The 21,645-nt window shown below is 46.8% G+C and carries 15 protein-coding genes and 1 pseudogene; 4 read left to right on the forward strand and 12 right to left on the reverse strand.

Annotation, left to right across the window (positions count from 1 at the left end):
* Nucleotides 1-1,126 precede the first annotated feature (1,126 nt).
* Entirely contained in the window at nt 1,127-1,414 is a 288-nt protein-coding gene (locus tag C6H66_RS11420; protein WP_105395655.1) for a gp53-like domain-containing protein, read from the forward strand.
* 223 nt (nt 1,415-1,637) lie between these two features.
* Here the strand turns inward: C6H66_RS11420 and C6H66_RS27625 are convergent, their stop codons facing one another.
* Both C6H66_RS27625 and C6H66_RS11430 read right to left on the reverse strand, forming a co-directional pair.
* The gene (locus C6H66_RS27625; RefSeq protein WP_105395656.1) at nt 1,638-1,784 is read right to left on the reverse strand and encodes a YceK/YidQ family lipoprotein; all 147 of its coding nucleotides are present in this window, start codon (nt 1,782-1,784) and stop codon (nt 1,638-1,640) included.
* Nucleotides 1,785-1,930: 146 nt separating this feature from the next.
* Nucleotides 1,931-2,425, reverse strand: coding sequence for a DUF2938 domain-containing protein (locus C6H66_RS11430; RefSeq protein ID WP_105395657.1), 495 nt, complete (start codon nt 2,423-2,425; stop codon nt 1,931-1,933).
* 74 nt (nt 2,426-2,499) lie between these two features.
* Here C6H66_RS11430 and C6H66_RS11435 point away from each other — a divergent pair, with 74 nt between their 5' ends.
* The gene (locus C6H66_RS11435) at nt 2,500-2,913 is read left to right on the forward strand and encodes a helix-turn-helix domain-containing protein (RefSeq protein WP_105395688.1); all 414 of its coding nucleotides are present in this window, start codon (nt 2,500-2,502) and stop codon (nt 2,911-2,913) included.
* A gap of 465 nt (nt 2,914-3,378) precedes the next feature.
* On the opposite strand, the gene C6H66_RS11445 is transcribed toward C6H66_RS11435, so the two are convergent.
* The 10 genes and pseudogenes from C6H66_RS11445 to C6H66_RS11495 all read right to left on the reverse strand — a co-directional run bounded on the left by C6H66_RS11445 (nt 3,379) and on the right by C6H66_RS11495 (nt 17,249).
* The gene (locus tag C6H66_RS11445) at nt 3,379-5,589 is read right to left on the reverse strand and encodes a DEAD/DEAH box helicase (protein ID WP_105395658.1); all 2,211 of its coding nucleotides are present in this window, start codon (nt 5,587-5,589) and stop codon (nt 3,379-3,381) included.
* The gene (locus C6H66_RS11450) at nt 5,586-6,902 is read right to left on the reverse strand and encodes an ATP-binding protein (RefSeq protein ID WP_105395659.1); all 1,317 of its coding nucleotides are present in this window, start codon (nt 6,900-6,902) and stop codon (nt 5,586-5,588) included. Before C6H66_RS11450 ends, C6H66_RS11445 begins: the two co-directional genes overlap by 4 nt.
* A gap of 3 nt (nt 6,903-6,905) precedes the next feature.
* Complete coding sequence (locus tag C6H66_RS11455; RefSeq protein WP_105395689.1) at nt 6,906-9,239, reverse strand: tellurite resistance TerB family protein; 2,334 nt, start codon at nt 9,237-9,239, stop codon at nt 6,906-6,908.
* A gap of 468 nt (nt 9,240-9,707) precedes the next feature.
* Nucleotides 9,708-9,824: pseudogene (locus C6H66_RS11460) on the reverse strand (helix-turn-helix domain-containing protein); the annotation flags it as partial.
* 459 nt (nt 9,825-10,283) lie between these two features.
* Entirely contained in the window at nt 10,284-11,093 is an 810-nt protein-coding gene (locus C6H66_RS11470) for a hypothetical protein (RefSeq protein ID WP_105395660.1), read from the reverse strand.
* Nucleotides 11,094-11,693: 600 nt separating this feature from the next.
* A complete protein-coding gene (locus tag C6H66_RS11475) occupies nt 11,694-12,122 on the reverse strand; it encodes a hypothetical protein (protein ID WP_248000661.1) in 429 nt (142 codons plus the stop codon).
* Between the two features lie 86 nt (nt 12,123-12,208).
* Entirely contained in the window at nt 12,209-12,472 is a 264-nt protein-coding gene (locus C6H66_RS11480; protein ID WP_105395661.1) for a hypothetical protein, read from the reverse strand.
* Nucleotides 12,473-12,591: 119 nt separating this feature from the next.
* A complete protein-coding gene (locus C6H66_RS11485; protein ID WP_105395662.1) occupies nt 12,592-15,906 on the reverse strand; it encodes an NERD domain-containing protein in 3,315 nt (1,104 codons plus the stop codon).
* Nucleotides 15,906-16,691 carry an AbiJ-NTD4 domain-containing protein gene (locus tag C6H66_RS11490; RefSeq protein ID WP_181150191.1) on the reverse strand — a complete coding sequence of 262 codons (786 nt, stop codon included), beginning with the start codon at nt 16,689-16,691 and terminating at the stop codon, nt 15,906-15,908. Before C6H66_RS11490 ends, C6H66_RS11485 begins: the two co-directional genes overlap by 1 nt.
* A 303-nt stretch (nt 16,692-16,994) precedes the next feature.
* Nucleotides 16,995-17,249, reverse strand: a complete 255-nt coding sequence (locus C6H66_RS11495; protein ID WP_425600144.1) for a DUF2274 domain-containing protein — start codon at nt 17,247-17,249, stop codon at nt 16,995-16,997.
* A gap of 127 nt (nt 17,250-17,376) precedes the next feature.
* Here C6H66_RS11495 and C6H66_RS11500 point away from each other — a divergent pair, with 127 nt between their 5' ends.
* Together C6H66_RS11500 and C6H66_RS11505 are read left to right on the forward strand one after the other, a co-directional pair.
* Entirely contained in the window at nt 17,377-18,231 is an 855-nt protein-coding gene (locus C6H66_RS11500; RefSeq protein ID WP_105395664.1) for a hypothetical protein, read from the forward strand.
* On the forward strand, nt 18,224-21,514 hold the full coding sequence (locus C6H66_RS11505; protein ID WP_105395665.1) for a DEAD/DEAH box helicase: 3,291 nt from the start codon (nt 18,224-18,226) through the stop codon (nt 21,512-21,514). Before C6H66_RS11500 ends, C6H66_RS11505 begins: the two co-directional genes overlap by 8 nt.
* The last annotated feature ends 131 nt before the right edge of the window (nt 21,515-21,645 follow it).

Raw genomic sequence — 21,645 nt, forward strand, 5'->3', positions numbered from 1 at the left:
TTTTGGCTATTTTATTGATTAGTTATGGTCTTTAAGAAGTAATAAGCTTAAATAGGCAGAAAAATAGCTTTAATTATGGACTTATGTTAGTTGCTATTAGATTATATCTTATAATGAAATTTTCTCATCTAAAATAGTTCCCTATAGATAATTTTATATTTTATTCGATTTAATAATTGTGCAAATCACTTAATTTGGATTAGATTTATTTAGTGTGCTGGATGATTAGAATAATTGAACTGTGTAAAGATATATCATTATGAATAAGAGTAATAACCACAATAAAGTGACAAGAATAAAATTATTCCTGTCACTTTTGCTTGCTATTGGTTGATTTAAAAGCAAGCCATTGAGAAGAAAATACTATAAAGAGCTATCGGTCCGCATATTTGAGTACATTTGATCAGTGGCTTATCGCTTTGCAAACAGATAGTTGCGAACACCGGATTGGAGGTAAAAGTGGTAATACTTAACGCTAAAAGGCAAGCTGATAACTTCTTCATCGTTGGTACCTCATCAGGGGTTTATTAGAGTCAAATAATTTATCTGAGTTACTAATTATTGTTCAATAAAAGGTAATAAGTTCCCTTTTTGTATAATTTTTTATTGTTTTGTTGAAAATCTGTTGAAGTAGTGTTGGTGGTTTTGTAGCAAAAAATGGGAAAATAATTGTTATTAATTAATTATAATTAATAATTCAATACTGGTTTATTGATGTTTTGTATTTAAATAATATTGTTTTTATTATTTTTTTACATGGCAATACATTCATTTCATATTGATATTGTGAGAATTATGATAAATTTTTCTTTTTTATACTGCTGCGTCCATATTTATGTGACAGGTACATGGGACATCACGCAGGGAAAACGGTAGGAAGTGGGAAGGTAGCTTCCTAATATTATTAATAAATAGCTTTGTATATTTTTTGTCTTAAAAATTATTTATTAATATTAATTACTCCGTAATGGTTAATCACTATTAGCGATAAAAATAATTCATCATGCTTCATTTAATAACTACTATAGTTAAAGTGAATTATCAATGCATGATTTATGTAATTAAATGATTTAGTCGGTAGATCTCTTTTGAAGAAAAGATTAATTATTAATACTAAGGAGAACCCATGAGTAATCTCATTCAAAACACCGCCTTAAGAGCCGCAAACGGTTGGTGGAAATGTGGCGATACCGGAATAATTTATCAGTGGGGGTATAATCCGAATGGGAGAGCTGGAAGAATTACAGTAACATATCCAATACCTTTTCCCAATGTATGCTTATCTATGCAAGTTAGTGTGTATGCCAATGGGGTTCCTTCGGATAACTATTCAGTAGTTTATGGATTTAATTCTACCAATGCTACAATTGGGCGTGACCAATTAGGCTCATATTGGTTTGCAATAGGATATTAATTAATACGTTATTACAGGGGGGAATTAATATACTCTAGCCTTGGAGTTGAAGAAAAATTATATTGAAAGCTACTTAATGAACTGCTTCCATAATCTTGGATATCAATCTATACATCGGGAGCAGTTTTTGTAGAATGTTCGTCGTAAATTAAATTAACCATTGTCTGTTATTATCCGGTTTAGCTTATTTTATCGGGTGTTGGCTAATATAATTTAGCATAGTTTAAAGGTGTGTTTTTTTGCATATTTCATCAGTATATAAACGATGAGTATCCCACGGAAGTATAAGTGTATCTGTGATTATCGAGAATGGAAGGTCTATCAGGCTTGAACATGGGTAGCTTTCCTTAATACCTTGTATACCCGTCATCTTTCAAGTTGCCTCTTTGTTGGCTGCACTCACTCACCCCAGTCACATAGTTACCTATTCTCCCGGGGATTCGTTCCCTTGCCGTCGCGATGCATCTTGAAATCCATTGGGTATATACATGAAAAATATAAAAACGTCAGGTGTCGTTATGATATTACCAGGTTTATAATTTTTGCTGTGAGATAAAGCCCTAATCCATAAGAAGTGTGAGTTAATAGGCTCATCGTTCGTGATTTCATGGGGACTGGGGTTTTTGACGCAGCCAGACCGAATCCAAATGCCGGCTGCATAATCAGAAATGGGACAAACAAACTTATCAAGCCAGCAAACAATCCTGTCGCTAGTGTGGGCTGATAAAACCAGCTCTGGCTAGATAAAATTAGCGGGATGAGGGCGAATAAAACACCTGTCAGATAGTGTATTACCCATCCTAAAGGTCTTTCTCCACAGATTGCGGGAGTGCTGGCTATAGTCTGGTGGAAAAATCGTTGTTTTCTCATCCATAAAAACCATCTGCCAACTAGAGCATAATCAAGAGATGGAATACCGAGCAGACGCCTTTGTATTAATGTCCAGATGTCCATACATATTGTCGCGCCGATACCAGTTATCAAGATTCGAAAAATAACGTCTGTGTTCATGTTCTATGCTCCGTCTGATCAGAGATGTTAAGCTGGCAAGCATTGTGCAACTTAAAGTTAGGTTTAAGTCAACTATGAAAGATCTTGATATTGGTTTGGTCGCTCAACTTGCTGGAATATCTCCTTCAGCATTGCGATTCTATGAGAAAAAAGGGCTGATACGTCCGATCGGACGTGTTGGTCTCAGAAGACAATACAGTCCTGATGTTCTGAATAAACTTCAACTAATTGCGCTTGGCCGATCTGCGGGATTCACGCTTGACGATATTGCAGTCATGTTTGATGCAGACGGAAAAGGAAAAGTGAATATAGACAGGGAACGGTTACTGATTAAGGCAAGGGAGATAGATAAAACCATTCGCAAGCTCAGTTTAATACGTAATGGGTTGAAACATATCGCAAACTGTACTACCTCTGAGCATATGCAGTGCCCTGAATTTCAGAAAATCTTAGCTAAAGCCCAATTTCTGTCGCGTTTTGAAGTGTAACTCCTTTAAAAGCCATTCAGAGGTAGCTAACGAAACATCTTCTGGTGTGGGTTTAGCTTATTCTCCGAAAAGATCTTTTTTCTATTTACTGTGTATCTTTATTTTCATCAAGATACACAGTAAGTAAATGATGAAGGGTGAACAATAGATTGTTTACCCTTCAAGATAGTTTGAATATCTATGGGATTGAATTTCATCGCCATTCATTATTGCGTAATGATATTTATTATCGAAAGTCTTAATGTCAACCTCTATATATATTTTTCACCGTTTCTAATAACTTGTTAGCATCATGCTAGCCTTTAAATCTCAGCGCTTGACCAAGTTTAGTTAATGTAAAGGGATATTATGTTAAATGTTAAGAGTGTTGGAGGTGCAAAGTAGCTATGTGATGATAATTTGTTCAGATTCGTTGACCCGAGCGGATGTGTGAGAGTTATATAATCTCTTTAGGCAACTAATCTTTCATAGAGTCTTCTGGATTTGTTTTTGTATCCACTGAGCAGTCCCTTCAACATCGAAAGCTCTTAATCCGTATCCCTGAGTGAGCAATGCTTCGGGTAGATATTGGTCATATTTCTCAAGGTATTTCTCCGGAACACTTTCGGCAAGACGAGTTTCGGATGGCAGACCTTCACGAAGCATGCTGGTTAACGTTTGTATAACCTCCGCCACAGTGGTCTTTTCAACCTCAATAACACCAGAAAACGCTCCAGCTTTGAAACCACGATGAATCAGCAATGCCGATAATGTGTTTACGACTCGATCTCCTAGCCAAGGGAAAATGCAAACATTCTGCCCTTGTTGAATAAGGCATTCTGATGCAAGGTTATTGCTACAGAAACTATACAGTCCTTCGTCAAAGAGATTTCTGGCAGCGGTATCGGCAAAGTCGGCTTTATGTTCACCAACTGTAATCCGGTAGTCGCCCTCCCGATAGATGGTGAGCATTTCCTGCCGGACGACATCATGTATGGACATGCCTTCACCGCCAAATAGAGGCGGCAGTCCTCCTTTCGTTGCTTCGACGTAAATCACCTTTTTATCGCTGTCGATATCAGTCACTTTCCAGCGTCGTCCACCGAAAATAATATGCTGTTCAGGTATTAATGGCGAATCCACAGGAATCGAACCTAACGTTTTATTGCCTGCGACAATACGAAACTCTTCAGGTGTGCGGAATACGGCATAGAAAGTGTACTGATTAACCTGTTGTTCGCCTTCAAGACCTAGTACTAACTCGCCGCTGGAGAGTTGTGTTAAAAACTTGTGTTCCCCCATATGCCGCAACAGCATTTTAAAATCATCAGTACTGATATTCTGAAACGGTCCGTGCTGGCAGAGATGCGACCAGAGCTGATCCACGCGCACGCCACCCCACTGCGCGACGATTGCCAGAATCTGATGAAACAGTGTGGAATAATGCATCTGTCGGGTATCGGCCGGTTCAAACCATTTGTTGCCGATGAGTAAACGTATCATTGCCAGCGATTGGACTAGCTGTAACCTCAGTTGATCAATAATGCCTGACGTCGGCGTCAGTTCATGTTCGGGAATCAACATTCTCAGCACTGCGGCAGAGCCGCGCCTGCCAGAACGACCCATGCGCTGACGCAGGCTGGCAACAGAATGTGGCGCAGTGACCTGTACTACGGAACTGACTTTACCGATGTCGATGCCCAGTTCCAGCGTCATCGTACAGATGGCGGTGGTGGGCAGGTTGCCTTTCTGAAGCCGTTGCTCAAGTGTTTCGCGCAGATCTCTGGACAGGGAGCTATGGTGAGGAAAGAACTCGTTGGGAACGATGTTCGCTTCACTGAGATCGCTGAGCGTAGCGGCAATACTTTCGGTACGCTTACGGCTGTTGGCGAACACCAGATGGGAATCACCACGGCAGAATCGAAAAATATCGTGACAGATTTGTGTCTCTGCCGGAGGTAACTGTTCTTTTCCGGTGGTTGATAACGGCTCTTGATAACCTTTTACTTGCAGTTGTAATGTGGCATGGCTCTGAGTGTCGGTGATGATATCGCAGGGCAGGCACTGATTCGGCCGCAGGGATAATGGCACTTTTCCCAGCTCTCCCAGCGTCGCGCTTAACGCCACTCTGGGAGTCGGATTGTTCACCTTTTTTCCCAGTAAATGATCGACCCGGTTCAGCAGAGAGAGGAGCTGCATACCTCGCTCAGAGCCGATGAAGGCGTGGAATTCATCAATGGCTATATAGGCAAGAGGCGCGAAAGCCTGTTTTAACCAGCCAGTGTTGCGGATCAGCATCGCTTCCAGCGACTCTGGGGTAATAAGCAGAATGCCGGAAGGATTTTTCTTTGCTTTTAATTTTTTACTTTGTGCCGCATCTCCGTGCCAGGGTGTGACAGATATCTCCAGTGCATCGCCCAGACTTTCCAGTCGCCGGTGCTGATCGTTAATTAAAGCTTTAAGCGGGCTAATGTATAAAATACCGAAACCGTCCTGAATATCCGCGATAGCAGAGCAAGCGGGCAGGAAAAAGGCTTCCGTTTTACCCGCAGCGGTGGCGGCGCTGATCAGCACATCCCGATCCCCTGCTAATATCGGCGGGATCGCTTTTTTTTGCAGAGATCGGAGGTCAGCCCATCCCTGTCGATATATCCACTTCTGTATGCGTGGATCCAGCCGCTGGTATTCATTCATCATAATCTGAAATCGGCCAGACCGTCCTCGTCGGTATCATTCCCTGAAGATATTTCATCCATATCACAGGGTTTTTCTTCTGAGATAGCTACGCTGGTAATTAGTTGCGACCAGTGAATGTTCGGGTTTTGTTCCAGCACGGCGAGCATATCTAGAAATGCTTTAATCGTATTTCGCGGTGTGCGGAAATAGGCATCGCCGATGGTATTACTACAATGGTGTAAAAATGCTGTCAGCGCATCATCGGGAACCAGATAGTTATCCGTTTCACCGCTAGCATAAACGTGACGAAGATTTTTCAACAGAATGTAGAGTTCTTCCGGCGTCAGGCTGGCTAAATGCAGAGAAGGGGATGAATAGTCAATCACTCCTGCTCGCTGAGCAAAGCTGTTTTCCGCCAGCCGCGACTGGAGAGCTTCGTAGCTGTATAACCCTTTACGCGGATCAAATAGGAACTCCGGTGTGCCGCCAAGCAGAAAACCAATATGCTCTGCCGTTCCTTGAAGGCAATCATTCAGGATACGCAGTATCTGCTCATAATTAGCGACCCGGGCCTGTCTGTTATTGAGCTTGTACAGATTCACCATTTCATCCAGATTGACCAGCAGACCGGCATACCCGGCTTGGCGGACAAACAGGCTCATCAGCTTTAACGAATCGTAGAAAGAGGCGTCAGAAATAATGGCGCGTACGCCCAGATCGTTCCGTGCGTCGGTTTTTGTGGTGTATTCGCCTCGCAGCCAGCGAATAGCATTCGATTTTAAAACCTCATTATCCTGCTCATGACCCTGCCAGTAACACTCAATTACTTTAGCGAAATCATAACCGCCAACCATTTCGGACAGTGTGGTGAGTTTTTGATGAATAATGACCGGAACCGGTGTGTTTGTGCTTTCTGCTTTCTTTCGGGCTTCCGTAATAAAGCGCTCAACCACGCTTAGTAAAGCATTGCCATCCGGTTTATTTCGGGTGGATAAATTTTTCATCAGCTCAGAATAGAGGCTCCGCGCCTGCCCGCCTGAAGCATGGATACGGCGATCCGGAGACAAGTCGGCGCTTACCGTCACCAGTTTTTTTTCTAAAGCAATTGATCGAACGACGCTTAAAAAGAATGTTTTACCTGAACCATATTCCCCGATAATCAAACGGAATCCTGCACTGCCATTGGCGATGCGTTCGATATCCTGATACAACGCTTTTATCTCGTTGACCCGGCCGACCTGAATATGCTGAATACCTATTTTAGGTGTAACACCTGACTTCAGTGACTGAATAATAGCGTCTCTTTCTTTAAGACGGATGCGAATGCCAGACATAAATTATCCTTTGAGTTCTTGTGCGATTTCCAGGTCAACGTAAATATCATCGTCGTCATCGAGAACCGGGGCGTCAACCAGTTCATATGACCAGTCATTAATGACTTCAATTGCGCCGCTCACCATCAGGTTAAATTGCTGGCATAGCTCAGCAACTTCATTTCGCGCCCAGCGTTCTTTTTCCAGCAAACGTTGGTACAGCTGGTTATGCGCTTCATCAAGGCCAATGGTCGAGTGTGGCGGAATGTCTACTGGTGGTACTTCTTCGGGATCATCTTCGACAAAGATTGTGCTCAGCAACTGACGAACGTCTGTCGTGTCCGATTCATGGCGGGCAAGAATATTCTCATTGAGAGAAAATGTACTTTTCACACTTGATGTGACCTGCATGGTGGCCTGCGATGTTTTTTCTGCTGTTGACAGACGATGGATATCACTGGTAACGGTACTGCTGTCCAGCCCAAGGCTGGAGTAAATTTTTTCCAGCTGTTTAATCTCTCCCGGATCAATTTTACCGTCGGCGCAGGCGACGTTGATAATAACGTTGCCGATAGCCGATTTCTCTTTATCGTTAAGTTGCTCGATTCTGGTTTTCAGGCCCGCCATACTGGCAGGGGTATTCAGTCGCCAGATCAGGTAAGCGTGCAGCGAGTGTTTTTCTGCTGGCGACAACGTGTTGTTATGGTCAATCGCTTTTTCCAGTGCAGCTTGCTCAGCGACGTCAACATTCTTATCCATTTGCGCAACCATTGCGCCTAACCGGAGCGCCACAGAAACGGACATGAATTCTGTGGAAGGTGTGAAGAATTCACCGTGTCCCTCTGCAAATAAAACAATATTACCGTCTGGTTCCGGTTTGACATAATGATAACGCATATCTGGTACTATGCCGTAACCTGCCCGCTGAGCGAAATTCTGCATCAACTCCGCTTCTTTTTTATTGATCTTGTCTGGCACTGACATATCCAGACGGGCCCAGAAGCTTGCAACTGTTGCCAGTCCTGAATTTTCCAGAACCCTTTCGTTAGCCCAGCTTTTAAAACCAGCGAACATTTGTTCTGCATCTTTGGTAAGGATTTCATCGGGAAGGAGCATAATGGCGGCGACATCGCTACGTGAGGTGTCCTTTTTACCAAGATAGCGGCTGTAGGCATCCAGAGCGTTGGTACAGGACTCCGCAATTTGTATCAGTTTTTTTACCGGAGCTCTTAATACACTGGGATCAGGTAGGTCAGGAAGCTCAATACGAATCCCCCGGAGCGTACTGTTTGCGGAGGCATAATCCAGTTTCAACCGGGTCTTGTTCGGTTTAACCACAAGACCCTCACCAAATTTTTTGACGTAGCGTTGTTTAAACAGGGCGGCAAACTCTTCTGCACAACGGCGCGCCGGAGTTCGTAACGTATATTCGGTATAATATTTTACCCATGCCAGAGCCAGATCTGCTGAAATAGGCCCTCCCTGAGCAACAGTTGTGGCCAGATGAAACCGAAATAGCAGCGAGCTTCCCGAGGCAAAGTATTCGTTTTCATTCTGTATGAAGATGACATCAGGCCGGAGAAGCGACATTGTTTCTATTAATTGAGTCGCATAACGACGGAAGGAGTTATTCGACTGAAATATGACCCTCAGGCGCGATACCTCTTCAAATAACGCTCTAAATTCATTATCAGAAATGGCTTCCTGCATCCCGTCAGCCAGTATGCGACGCTCAAGACCGTAAAAATAGATAAAAACATAGCCTATGGGGCAGGTCGCATCGCTTCGGTCGCTTGCCAGCCAGTCAAGATAAGCGCCGCGGCAGCGTGGAGATAGTGTTGAAAAGCTAGGCCAGTATCCCAGCGACTCATCTTCGTAATGTCTTGTTATGGACTGGATGGGCAATGCATCGTTGACCAGAGAGGCATCTGAACCATCATTATAAAAATATCCATATTCTTTTGATGAATATGTTTTTAACTGTCCGCCAAAATAAAAGTTACCGTTATTAATGACGATATTTTGAATGGTAACGCTTTCTCCCGGTTTGATCCACAGCGCTGGCGTCGTATTACGTCGGGCTGCGGTTTCACGCGGTTGCTCGCAACTGGTACTGTATTCAACAGTTATCCCATTAACGAGAGTGAAGGTTGCCAGTTCGTCATCGTCGGGTGCCTGTGGATACCGAGAAGATATGTTTGTCACGCTATTGGTTGGTTTATTAGGAAATTTTTGCTGGGATGAGTTATTTGATTTACTGATGTTTCTGCCGTTCGATCTGGTTGAAGTTGATTTTTTCTTTTTGGAACACAAAAGACAGATAACAACTAGTGTAATAAAAAATATCCAGAAGCCCATTCCTACACCCATCATCGCGGATGACACTTCCACATGTAGCTTTTTAATCGGGGGAAAGCGTCAGCATAAATTGAAAGACATTTAGCAGAATCATACCGTTTCGTAGTGGGAGTACAAGCAAGAACGTCACATTATCTAAAGAAGGAGCACCTACTCATCGGATCGTAAAGGGATCTACACGTAACAAAATCAGGTACAGATTGCGGTGTGCTTCAGGTCGATGCTTATTGAGTCTATAACGCCATCTATAAAAGCGGGAGGATCACTGAAGCCGCCTGTCCGACGGAAATTATATGATTTTCATGCGCGTCACTCCAGCTTGGGAACATATTAGTTTAGTGGCTTAAAAGTTGTCGTTACATTTTCGGATATAGAAATAACTTATGTGATATCAGGATTGTTTGGTAAATCATTTCGGACGGTTCGTTTGATAGGCTGCTTATTTTCATCAAAATACCGACTGGGCCATCATATCTCAGCAGGTGTGACACCAATTTCCTGAGCAATCAGTAATTCCCCTTTAGGCCAGGAGTGCGTTAAAGCATTTGCTAATGTTGAAGAGCTTAAGCCGTGCTTTAATGATAGAAATTAGAATAGGGCGCGGCTTTACAGGATACACAGAACTGAAATTATTTTCTCCTTTAGCATTAATGACAAGGAGAAAGTGAAAGCTTAAAGTGTGCTTAACTCATCAATATGCGCCGGGTTACGTTCAAGCATCTTAAGTAGTTTCAATGATGAACCAGAAGGCAGAAGGAATGCGACGGTGCAGGTAGTGTCCATTGATGCTCATAAAATTAAAACCAGTGGACGCAAGGTGGACATTGGGCAAACAAAAAGGGCTACACCTTAGTGTAACCCCTTGATTTATTTGCTGTCGGAGTCTGACCTGACTGTCAGTTTCCCTTGAGCACAGTTCGAAAAAAAGAGTTCTTTACCGAACTCACCTTGCAGCATGTTCCATTGCAACATCCAGCATATGTGCAACCAGCCCTAAACATCCTTATCCTAATAGTAGCCACTCCAGTGGTCTTGGCAGAAAAATTACCCTCCCATTGACTGTGCTGCCTTTTTTATCAAATTTTCACGGCACCGATAACAAACTAAAAATAAACAGAAGGAAAGTATTGTGCTAATTATTTTACGAATTGTTTCATTCATTTTTGAAAAATCTTGATAAGTATCTGCAAGTGTACTATATGTTCTGGATAACAGCTGTACCGATGAAAAATATGACACCATTGCATTATCGCATATCTCTGATGAAGATTGCTGACTTTGAGAGATATTGCGCATTATTACCTGAGTTTGCGCAACCAAAGCATCAGATATTTTATCGTCAGATGGTGCAGTCAGTCCTGAGACCAATGCCATATAATCCTTAGCCGCATTTTGATTACACTTAGCAAGTTTGGGATAAACCTCGTGCAAATTATCTGCTATATTCTTAACCAAATTCCGGGTTTCTTGAGGAAGATGTACATACCAACTTAGATATTTTGACTCTTCAAAAGGCTTCAACATACCGATGATAATCGGTTTTTCTGCTAACCAAAAATCCAGATATCGGGATTCAGATACATTCAGCTTTAATGCAATTTGAACAGTTTCTAGGAAAGTATGCTTTTTGGTCAACATTTCATTTCTCATTTCATCCCGCTGATTGTGATACTCGTTGCGCAGATTTGTGAGCAATTGCATATGTTCAATGACGATATTTTCATAATATCCAGGCGGGGTTTCAGAAATTGTCTTTAAACTTAGCCATCCGAAATTAAGTAGTCCAATGCTAACCATGAGGAGCACTGCAATTATTTCATATTTGATTTTATTTATACGTTGAAAAAAGGTCATCGATATAATTCCATAGTTGAAGTCATTTATAAATAACTTTCTAAAATAGTGCTACACCTTACACACGTTACGTGACATATAACTCTATATATAACAATTGGTTGAATAAAACCACGTATAGCGTAATTATGAAACCTTATTTATATGAGGTTGCTCGCCCATCTCTTTTTAATTGGCCTTCTAATTCGCGACTGTTTTCTACTGCTTCTCATGAGCGATTTTATTTTAAAATATTGGGGCTCCTGGATACCTCTTTTTTAAGATATCTTCAATGACGCTGTGATATCTGTTTAATTTGTGGCGGTTCATAGCGACAGATAATTATTCATATGCCCTCATTTCATAGGTTTCTTCGATGCCTGCTTTGGCGCAAAAAACATCATTTTCCCATTTATTATCTCTATCCTTCATTAGCTAATTGAACATTAGCATTCTTTTCCGAATTCAAATACTCTGGCACCCTCTAGCTCCCCGTTGAACCGGGGAGCTAGCCCGATCCAACTACCTGGAAAAGCCAGCAAGCCCTCCGAACCGCTTAAGTTGCGTTTAGGGGGGCTGATTGCGACAACACATTCGTGTCGACTGCAATGCCTGTGTCCCTTACTGATTTCTCATGGCGCTAAGGGCCGCATCAAGAGACACGATCGACTCCACGATTGTTCTCACTGTGGCGCGGTCGAACTCGTGGTCCTGCTGTGAATCGTGCACGCCGCTGTTCAAATATCCCCATTCAATGCTGGAACCGTTGACTCCCAGCAATCTTTCTAAAGCCGCAACCGCAGCCGGGGCCCCGGGATGTTGCCCTGCAATGCGATTGACGGCCGATTTCAATTTAGAGCATTTATTATTCAACTCCCAAGGCGAACGTGGTCCGCTGAGCTTGATCTCAATGCGTCCGTCACCGCGTCTGCCCATCCACGACCAGAGGCTATCGGTCAGGCTTTCCAGAGTGGGATGTGACTGACGAAGCGCTTCACGCTTTTCATCCCCATCTAGAGCCTGCTGCGCAAGCAGGACGTAATTCTTCATCGGTGGATTGCTGTCTACCCGCAGTTCGTGTTCGCCACCGTGTGGTAGGAATTTGTAGCGCTTGATGGCTCCAGCCCTTGCTGCGCCTAGCTCCTGTTGATGTTGTGGTCAAATATCTCTTGCCGCATGAATCCACGGAATGGGCCAACCTCAAGCTGGTGCAATCGGCCCAGACCAGAACCTGCTTCTGGAGCGTCAGCATTGCCTTCGTAAGCGATGGGCAGATCAACTTCAGCGAGAGGTTGAAGGTGATTGAGGATCAGATGCGCAAGTCGCCGGATATCGTCAGGTACGTCCTGCTGCGTTAAATAATCGAGAAAGCGTTGGTACTCCGAAACAATGCTTGCCATGTATTCTCCTTTACACAGTCAGACGCTGCAGCGCGTCCCTGCCGTGGTCATTGTCGTTTAGCGTTAATTGGCTTGGCGCATCGGGTCTTAAAGGTTTTCGACATTCAACGCTGACGCATTTACTTCAGGTAACGAACACGGTCTTCAATCTTCTGGATCGCGTTGAGTGCTTGATGACCTAGCTCCTCTTCGTCGCAAAGACTGCGTAAACGTTGCAAGTCGTCGGCGTCTCCAAACTGCCCAATTACTTGAATGGAAAAGGAAACAATGCGCGCCAGATCATTCATGAACCCGTGTTCGTGGTATGTCTTCTGCGACTCGCGATTAGTCAATGCATCGCGGCAGACAGCCAGGGCTGTGTTCGGATAGCTCGTTGCAACGTGAGTTCTTGCACCATCCGAAGACAACATTCGAGATGTTGAAGACCACAGTGCTCCGGCACTTGCCGAAGCGGAGTAAGCCAGTAACGTAGTTCGCGCATCGAGAGTCTGGGACGAGGACTCGAGCTCGCAAGTTCTCAACCGGCAAGCCCAATAAGATAATTCCCCGCAGGCCCGCATAGTTTCATCGACATCGACAGGTGATGTCGTAGTGGCAGGAAGTGGAAGGCTCAAAATCCCCATCGCTTCGTACGCTGCGAAAAATACCTCAACCGCATCTTGTGGCATGGACGACCTTTTGGCTGGCAACCTAAGCCATGGTTCAATAGCCTCAGAAACTGATGGGTCACCGAAATCTGCAAGCTGACGAATCAGAATACCGACAAATGAAACATACTCAGTGCTCGCCCCTTTGAGTGCCTTGAAGAGGAACTGCCGCTTCTGGTCGCTAGCGAGATTGTTCACCTCCTCCCAATAAATGCCGTCATACGGGTGATCAAATTGTCGAGAGAAGATATTCCATGCTTCCGTATCGGCCTGCGGCCCCGACTCGGAGAACACACTTTCGATCTCCTCTAAGACCACCGTTCTGTAGTTTTCTTCTTCGGCGTCTAGTCCGCCTAAACCCTTCAGTACATCGAAAATCATGGAATTCATAAACACGCCCAATTTGTTCATGGAGTCCTCAAGCGCCGCGATCATCTTTGCCTTGACGGCATCATCCACATTTCTCAAGTGGACACAAAAGTCCATCGTGGCTAGCTGAAGGTGGTAGGGCAAGCTTTTCAATCGCTCAAGAAGATTCAACACACATGGCGCTGCCCATGGTGCTTGCTTCGTGAACTTGGTGATTTCGAGAAGGACGTAGAACTCGCCATGCGTGCTCGCTTCATTCCATGATGTATTTAGAGCTTCACCAAGCTCGCGCCCTGGAGTGTGGCGTAAGCTAAGGCCGCCACTATGGATAAAGGACACAAGCTGCGAAAGCGCGATCTTGCGATTGAACACATAGGCTTGGCTAAATGTCTCGTCCCGAATTGGCACCTTTTTGGCCCTTGCTTCCTTATAGAGATCCCGATTGGCTTCAGCAATTTTCCCGTCCATGACGCGACACGCCGCCATGATTTGTTCTAAGTGGACTCCCTGTATTAGAAGCCAGCCAATGGCAGGAAGAAAAACTTCAAACTTCGAGAGGATTGGCCGATGATCGCCAGTCTCAATCGAACAGCTATGCCATCCCTCGCCATTCAGTAGGAAGCGCAGTTCAGAAGTCTCTGCGACCATTTCGGCGAGTAGCACGTCGAGCTTTGCTTTCACGATACGTCTCGCGGCATCTCCACACTCTCCTCGGACGCAAGACTCTAGGATGCCCTGATCAGTGGTCTTCTCCAAAATATCCCTTAGCATCGAATCATCCTCCATCGCGCCGAGAATAAGAGCCTTAGAGCCATGAAATCGCGGAGATCGCAGAAAAGCTTGCACACGCTCAGAATCTTTGCGCGCTACGCGAACCGCAGACTCCGCCATGAAGGCATAGAAAAACATTTCATGAGAGAAACTGAGTCTGTCACCGCGCTGTGACACAAGCCGCGACTCAAGGACCGCGTGCCGTGTCGCGTCTGTCACGCTTGTCGCATTGCAAAATCTGTCGAACTCTCGAATGGACATACTAAACGCAGTTTGAGAGATCAGTTCTTCTGCAAACCCAGAAAGAGCCCGAATTCCCGCAGTTGCGAAACTGCCGAGGCGCATCCTGGCGACCATGTCGAATAGAACGAACGTACTTGCCCCGGCGGGCAGTGATGCGGCGGCCTGCCCAATGAGTTCCGCTTCAAGCCCTGAGAGTGCTATCTCAAGGAGAGCTTGGCAGTTTGTGAAGTTTTCATCTTCATGGCTAAGTTTTGCGAGCTGTGACTTCAATGCGGATTGCGGTGGACTTACAAGAGTCTCTTCGACTGACAGAAGCTCTTGCCTAGCCAGGGCGCCTTGTGAGGTGATAACAATACCCGCACCATAGCGTAGTGAAAACGCTTGAAGACTTCGCGTCAAAGCAATTCGCAAAGGCTCTGGGCACTCGTTATAGCCGTCGAGAAACAGGACTAGATGCCTCACAAGGAGGCGACTTGCTCGTAGTAAATCGCGCACGGAAGTGCCGAGTAGTCTAAGCTCAACGTCAATTATCTTCTGAAGCTTTCCCTCGAAGTCTTTGCCTTGGATGTGGATAGGCAGCACACCGGCCTGGATACATTCCGTGGCGATGCGTGCACTCAGCAAGGACTTTCCACATCCTGACGGTCCCCTGATCAGCAGCGCAGATTGCGACGACAGAGCCATTTCTAGAATCTTAGATGCCGAGATCAGTTTGTCACCAAGGTGGTATTGGTCCTCTGCCAGCAGTGCACCGATTGGCCCGTGAAACTCCAAAAAAGCGGACTCATAACTTGACACTGTTCGCTCTGATAAGAGCACAGTTTCATGAATTGCCGCATCTCTTCCCGATACGCGTTCAAGGTTTAAATGAGCTGCGAGAGCTTGGCATCGCTCTTCACTCAGCAAGGCTCCTGACTTTGTGCTGAGAGCAACCTTGATCGCATCCAGCCCGCCAGATTTCACCTTGAAATCACTCGGTGGCAACGAGGAGCCTGACGGAATCGCCGGCGCAATGGCTAGCAAGGCGTTGGGATAGCCGGAAAGAGCGCCGAATAGCTCGGCCATTGCATCACGCAACGCATTCTTGGCATCCAAGGCTTGAGTATATCCGTTGCGTAGCTTTCGACTGCCGTACGATCCGACTTGAGTCCAACTGCCGTTCACACCGCCCTTGATGGGCTGTGTGTATCCCTTGGCTTCAATAACAAGCGTAGTTGTGGAGGAAAAGACCGCGACATCAATCTGACGCCCGTTAACGTTGAAGTTGGCGAATATGTAGGCCCACTCGTTGCCCTTTTCTAGAGCATCGCAAACGGTGACCAAAACCTCGCGATCTGAGGCGTGTTCGATCCGCTCTCCGATGAACAGCCGAACGCCGTTCCCACCATGACGTGCTGTGCTCATCAGGTTGAATCACCCGTACGACGTGCCAAATATCGACACAGCACCCCACTCACCCTGACCATCAATTCCGCTTCTTCAAACTCAGGCGGCATTCTTTCCATGAGATACCTGCCGAAGTTGGAGGAGTAGGCCCATGCCTTTTCAACGATCTGATCTACAGGTTTGGGAAAAAGCCCGGGATTTCGCTGGATCAGTTGACCAAGCGTGTCTTTACTTCCTACAACGTCTCGCGCCACGCATGCCAGAGCGGCCATCGCATCCTGGGTCGCTCCACTAATTTCAGGTTGAGGCCTACGTGATAGATCCTGCAGAGCCTCGTGTAGCTCATATGCTGCGGTCGCACGGTGCTGCTGGGAGAGCAGTAACTGTCCTTCTCTCACTGCTGTCTCAAAGGCTTCAGTACCTCGCATTTGAATCTTTTGATCGAGAAGCTGCCAACCGATGCCAGCCACCCTGAAATAGTTGTTCACTTCCCCAGATAAGTCACTGCCCTTGTAAAGAGACTTTTCAGACAAATGCTCGATGAAATCGTAGACGTCGAACCATTCAAGCTCGTCCATCAGAGTTCCGACTTCGTAATCGATATTCGGATATTCTGACCAATTGCTCTTATCTGGAGTTTTGTAAAGGATGCCGCACAGTATAAGACGAAGTTCGCTGGGAGCGAAGCCACATCGGTAGGCGATAGACACGACCGCCGCTCTCAGCGCTTCTGGAGCTTCGTGTCTGATGCTGATTTCTGCGTCAGGCCTAGAGTATCCCTGTCGCTTGGAAAACGAGTCCATAGTTCCTCTCTTAACCGTAGCGTCCCAAGCTACCATATTCCCTCTTAAAGTTCTCAGCTGCTGAATCTGGCCGCCATATGTTTTCGCCGTCTCCAGCTGATAATCATGCTGTTCCCAGAACTACCAAGCCTGGGACAGCTTGTGCCCCAGCATGATTTTCGCGGCGCGCTGTTCGGTACAAGTTTCTGGCCGTTTCCAGCCTGAAGCTGTAGATTAGTCTAGGGAACGATCAGCATCTTCTAGTCTAAAATGGATATTATACAATCCCGTTCAGATTTCTGCTATTTATGCCTAACTCCCTTCCTAAATCTCCGATCCCCCTCTATAAACGTTTCCTGCATCAACGGCCTCGCCATACACCTGAGCATGCAGCGCGGCGTAACGGTCGAGGCCTGCTTTCAGGCTGGTCGGGTAGGCAAAGGTCGGTTTCACGTTTTTATTCTTGGGTAGCGAACCTAGAACAACGCGATCCGCGAAGCAGAGACGCAAGGAAGTAATTCGTTTATTATCTAATTGATTTGTGGCTTTTGGTTGCAAGATGGCTTGATGCAGCCACACCAAGGTACTCGGATGCAATTAAAAATGCCTGCTTCATTACGTAAGAATGTTGAATTAAACACGTTTGCATAAGAAATTTCTCATGCTGAACTCATAATTAATTACTTCTATTGCAGGTGAAAATAGGATGCCAATTGCCTTCAATCAGGCCTCAACTGCAGAGTGCGAGTTTTCAGAGTGGACAATCAGCCATAAAAGTCGAGCCAAGCTGATTGAAGTGATTGCTTATTTATATTTACGGCAGGAAGAAAACGCTCAGAGAGTAATTAATACTCTGGAGCCGCGACGGCGCGTTCCGAAAGGCAGGGTCGCCGAGAATGTCGTGAGAAAACTGACGGCTCCGCGTGCTGAAGACGTCGAGCTACTCCAGTCAGGAACCGAAGCACAGAAGGAGGCAGCGAGAAAGCGGATCAACACATCTATTATTCACCGGGACGGACTTCTATTCCAGCATATCTCCTGGATTGCCGCTCGGCTAGAGCTTCCGAACGGCTATATGACGTCACCCCACGTTCGACAGGCGGATAAAGGCTTTGACGGCTTTATCATCGAACTAGATGAGAGTGTGCGTGAGATCAAACGAATTGTGCTCTGTGAGGACAAGGCTTCGAAATCGCCGCGCAACCTTATAACCTCTAGCGTGTGGCCCGAAATAGGAACAATTCGGAGCGGCGATCGCGATGATGAGATCCTCGCCGACCTCGTAACCTTGCTGAGGAGTGTCCCAAGTATCGACGCAGAAGAGGCTGTGGATGAAATTTTCTGGGAAGGCGCTCGCGAGTTCAGAGTTGCTGTAGCGACTGGTGAAGATCAGCGCAGAACTGGGAGTTTTTTGCACATCATAACCGGTTTTAAAGCGGTCGCTGGTGGTGAACTTGAAGCGCGCATGGCTGGTGTGCTGGCCTTCGAGGATGTGCGCACGGGGTTGGATCTTCTCGCCGGAGAGGTGGCTGCCAAAGTCGAGGAGATCGCCAATGTTTGACCCTAGTTCCCGCGCTCTCCTGCGACAGGCTCCTGATCTGCCTGGCCTCGATCCCGAAACGCTAGACGAGCTGTTGACGGCTGCGCACATAGAATTAGCTACGGTGCGTCTTCTGTCTCGCGAAGGTGAACCTGAGGCCATAAGCGATGTGCTCGACCAAGTGCGACGCCTTGCTTCGACCTTCGAAGCCTATGTCGCACTCAATCTTCGACCTGAGCAAACGCGCGCCGCGGCTTTTGTCGCCGCGAGTGCTCATCAGATATTAAGCCGCGTTCGCGAGACCGCAATGGATCGCCCAACCGTTGTTTCGAGTGATGCAATAGGATCATCAATTTCAGCGACGCTTTTATTCCTGATTGCTGGTCGGGCAGCGGACGCGGCGGAAGTCGCTAGTCAGCTCCGGGCCAGCGGGGAACGTCGGGCGGTGCGACGTTCCCTGATCCTGAGCCTTCGGGAATTGGCAACTGGTAATCTCACGACGCTGATAGAGCGTGACCTCAGCGAAGACACCATCGCAACGCGAGATAGTCGAGAAGTAGCCACTGACCTTCTTTTAAGGGAATGTGCTTACGTGGTCCAGGGACTTGGACAGGAGGCGCGTGGAAGCACTGTGCCCGACCCTGATATCAGCTCAAGGCTCAAGTGTGTTCTCCGCTTGTCGGAAGCCTCAGCGGTAGAGATCAACGCAGCGTTGGAAGGGAAAGTTCATCACCAATTTGCCGGCCCGCATCATTTGGCCACTTTGTTGAGTCGGCTTGTTGATGGAGTGCAGGCTGCGATGCTGATTCGACTGCCAGCACCATCTGGAGCGCAACCAAAGACATGGGCCGACTGGCTCCTAGCTCAGACACAATCTCGCCCATTTCTGTGGATCAATCATCTGAAAGCTATCGGGACGGGATATCTGAACCGTGGCAGGTCTATGGTGATGACGTCACCGACTGGTTCGGGTAAAACCACGCTATCCGTCCTGAAAATCGCAGCAACTCTATGTGCGGGTGAGAACGTCGTCTACCTAGCTCCTACTCACGCGCTCGTCGATCAAGTCGAGACCGATCTCTCTGCACAAATCGGTGACTTAGAGGTGGTGAGCGTCGTTGAAGACGTTGCGCTCGAAGAGCTTGGTGAAAAGCTGCCACCATTCTCTGTCATGACTCCTGAGCGTTGCCTTGCCCTCCTTGGTTTCGCGCCTGAGCTTTTTGACAAGGTCGGTCTCCTTGTCTTCGATGAGTTTCACCTCATCAGTGCAGATGATCCCGCTATTTCATCGAAAATTAGTACACGCGCTATTGATTCGATGTTGGCGCTCCTGACGTTTCTCCGCCATCGTAAGGAAGCAGACCTACTACTACTGTCAGCTATGGTCGCTAACGGTGCAGAAATCGCACGTTGGCTGCGGTCTGTAACGGGAAGGGAGGTTGAGGCGTTCGACGATCCTTGGAAGCCAACACGGCAACTTCGCTCTTGCGTCATCTATGACCGCTCTGACGTGCATGAGGCCGTACAAGCCGCATCGAAGGCAAAGACCAAAGCAGCAAGGAGTCGGGTTCCCGCACAGCCTCTTGGACTCTTTTCTCTGATTTCTGGGTGGCATCCCAAAAGGCCGGAGAAGCTGGTCATACAGGCGCTCACAGATCAAAGGCCGCCGCTTTTGAAAAATGTCAAAGGAAAGCTGACATCAAACAGAAATGAAGTCGCTGCGCGGATCGCGGCCGACTATGCGGCCATAGGAAAGCGGGTGATTGTCTTCTGCAACGATACCAAAGCGTGCGGGAGCGTTGCGGATCAGATCAATGAACTACTGGCCCCGGCCACCATCGCTCTGGATGTGACGCAGGAGGAAATGCGTGAATCAGTTATCAGGGATATAGGGGCGGCCGAAGCCACATTTGACCCTATGGGGTGCAGGGCGGCAGTTCATCATGGTGATTTGCTACCATTGGAGCGGCGGCTGACCGAAAGCGTTTTTCGGGCTCGTAGGGATACTGAGAGCGAGGACCTGGGCCTTGATGTGGTTGCCGCAACATCCACAATTGCGCAGGGACTTAATCTGCCGTGCGATGTTGTGATTCTTGCGGGAACCGACAGAAGTGCGATTGATGATCCCAGCGGGAATCCTCGCACGGACTTACGTCCTCACGAGATACTTAATGCGCTCGGGAGGGCTGGTCGGGCGGCGTATGCCGCAACCGGCTTGGCAATCGTTGTTCCTGCAACACCAATCCGTGTGGAAATAGATAATCTTTCCCTTCCACCGGATGGAATTATGAAGACCATTTTCTCGGAGCAGGATGCCTGTGAAGAGGTCTATGATCCGATAGAGTTACTTCTTGATCGGATCGAGATATCCGCCAATTCGGATTCGAAAGTGCAATCAATTATCCGGCGTATGTCTGCTGTCACCTCAACAGGAGAGAGCGGCTTCGACGATATCGTTTGCCGTTCATTAGGCTTTTTTCGGCGTAGGGAAACTAATGCTCTGGGAGCTGACCATTGGCTCGAACATCGCCGAATAGCTCTCAAAGCTGCTGAGGAACAACTGGAAGACCCTCTCGTTCTTGATTGGCAACGGGAAATTGCTATCCGTAATGGTGTTCCACCAAAGCTGATCGAAAGATTGGTTGAGGCGTTTGGTACAGCACCAGTTGAAAAGACGGCTACAGAGCACTGGATCAGCTGGCTGTTGGATATCGTGGCTGACCATCCCTTAGATTTGACGATTTTCGTCAGACAAGCCGCTCTTGAGTCCGTTTTTGGTCGTTCCTACACGAATACAACAAAACCCAAGGCCACTTCTAAAAGAATATTGGGAGCACTAAAAACATTGGTTTCAATGTGGTGCGCAGGGCGAACACTTATCGAGATCGAGGATTGGCTTCTCGCATTCATTCGAAAGCACGAGGGAGAGGTCAAGCAGCAAGCGAACCAATCAACAACAGCACAACGGGCTCGCCGATTTGCTATACGCATTGCTCCTGATATTGGCTTTCTCTGCGGAGTGCTTGGACAGATATCCGCATACAAGGCCGCTGAACAAGGCGTGCCTATGCCTCCCGTGATTGAAATGCTTCCGCAGATGGTGAGAGCGGGCGACTATGATCGTCATCATACGGCTTTAAGACAAATGACAAAAATCGCCTCGCGAGTTGGAACCTCTGAAACGCATATCTCACTACGCGACTCTTTTAGAGCTGGAGCCTCCGCAGAAATGGATGTTGTAAGAGAGGAGGTTCAAGCCGCAATCTTGCTCCAGGCATTTACGGATTTGAATGATGAAGAGTAGGAATACTTTTCTGAGAAGTAGGGGCAAAAGCCCCCCAATCTCAGATTAGGCCACATTCAGCAAAGGACGTAGTGTCTTTGCCGGCAACAATGACGTGATCCAACGTGCATACCCTACCAGTGCCAGCGCCT

The organism is Photorhabdus hindustanensis, from assembly GCF_002968995.1.
Taxonomy (GTDB): domain Bacteria; phylum Pseudomonadota; class Gammaproteobacteria; order Enterobacterales; family Enterobacteriaceae; genus Photorhabdus; species Photorhabdus akhurstii.

What these genes read in the sequence shown, in the direction of transcription:
- C6H66_RS11505 (WP_105395665.1), top strand. Translation starts at nt 18,224, where the DNA reads ATGTTTGACCCTAGTTCCCGCGCTCTCCTGCGACAGGCTCCTGATCTG.
- C6H66_RS11470 (WP_105395660.1), bottom strand. Translation starts at nt 11,093, where the DNA reads ATGACCTTTTTTCAACGTATAAATAAAATCAAATATGAAATAATTGCA.
- C6H66_RS11450 (WP_105395659.1), bottom strand. Translation starts at nt 6,902, where the DNA reads ATGTCTGGCATTCGCATCCGTCTTAAAGAAAGAGACGCTATTATTCAG.
- C6H66_RS11455 (WP_105395689.1), bottom strand. Translation starts at nt 9,239, where the DNA reads ATGGGCTTCTGGATATTTTTTATTACACTAGTTGTTATCTGTCTTTTG.
- C6H66_RS11480 (WP_105395661.1), bottom strand. Translation starts at nt 12,472, where the DNA reads ATGGCAAGCATTGTTTCGGAGTACCAACGCTTTCTCGATTATTTAACG.
- C6H66_RS11445 (WP_105395658.1), bottom strand. Translation starts at nt 5,589, where the DNA reads ATGATGAATGAATACCAGCGGCTGGATCCACGCATACAGAAGTGGATA.
- C6H66_RS11420 (WP_105395655.1), top strand. Translation starts at nt 1,127, where the DNA reads ATGAGTAATCTCATTCAAAACACCGCCTTAAGAGCCGCAAACGGTTGG.
- C6H66_RS11485 (WP_105395662.1), bottom strand. Translation starts at nt 15,906, where the DNA reads ATGAGCACAGCACGTCATGGTGGGAACGGCGTTCGGCTGTTCATCGGA.
- C6H66_RS11475 (WP_248000661.1), bottom strand. Translation starts at nt 12,122, where the DNA reads ATGAAGAATTACGTCCTGCTTGCGCAGCAGGCTCTAGATGGGGATGAA.
- C6H66_RS11430 (WP_105395657.1), bottom strand. Translation starts at nt 2,425, where the DNA reads ATGAACACAGACGTTATTTTTCGAATCTTGATAACTGGTATCGGCGCG.
- C6H66_RS27625 (WP_105395656.1), bottom strand. Translation starts at nt 1,784, where the DNA reads ATGACGGGTATACAAGGTATTAAGGAAAGCTACCCATGTTCAAGCCTG.
- C6H66_RS11500 (WP_105395664.1), top strand. Translation starts at nt 17,377, where the DNA reads ATGCCAATTGCCTTCAATCAGGCCTCAACTGCAGAGTGCGAGTTTTCA.
- C6H66_RS11435 (WP_105395688.1), top strand. Translation starts at nt 2,500, where the DNA reads ATGAAAGATCTTGATATTGGTTTGGTCGCTCAACTTGCTGGAATATCT.
- C6H66_RS11490 (WP_181150191.1), bottom strand. Translation starts at nt 16,691, where the DNA reads ATGGACTCGTTTTCCAAGCGACAGGGATACTCTAGGCCTGACGCAGAA.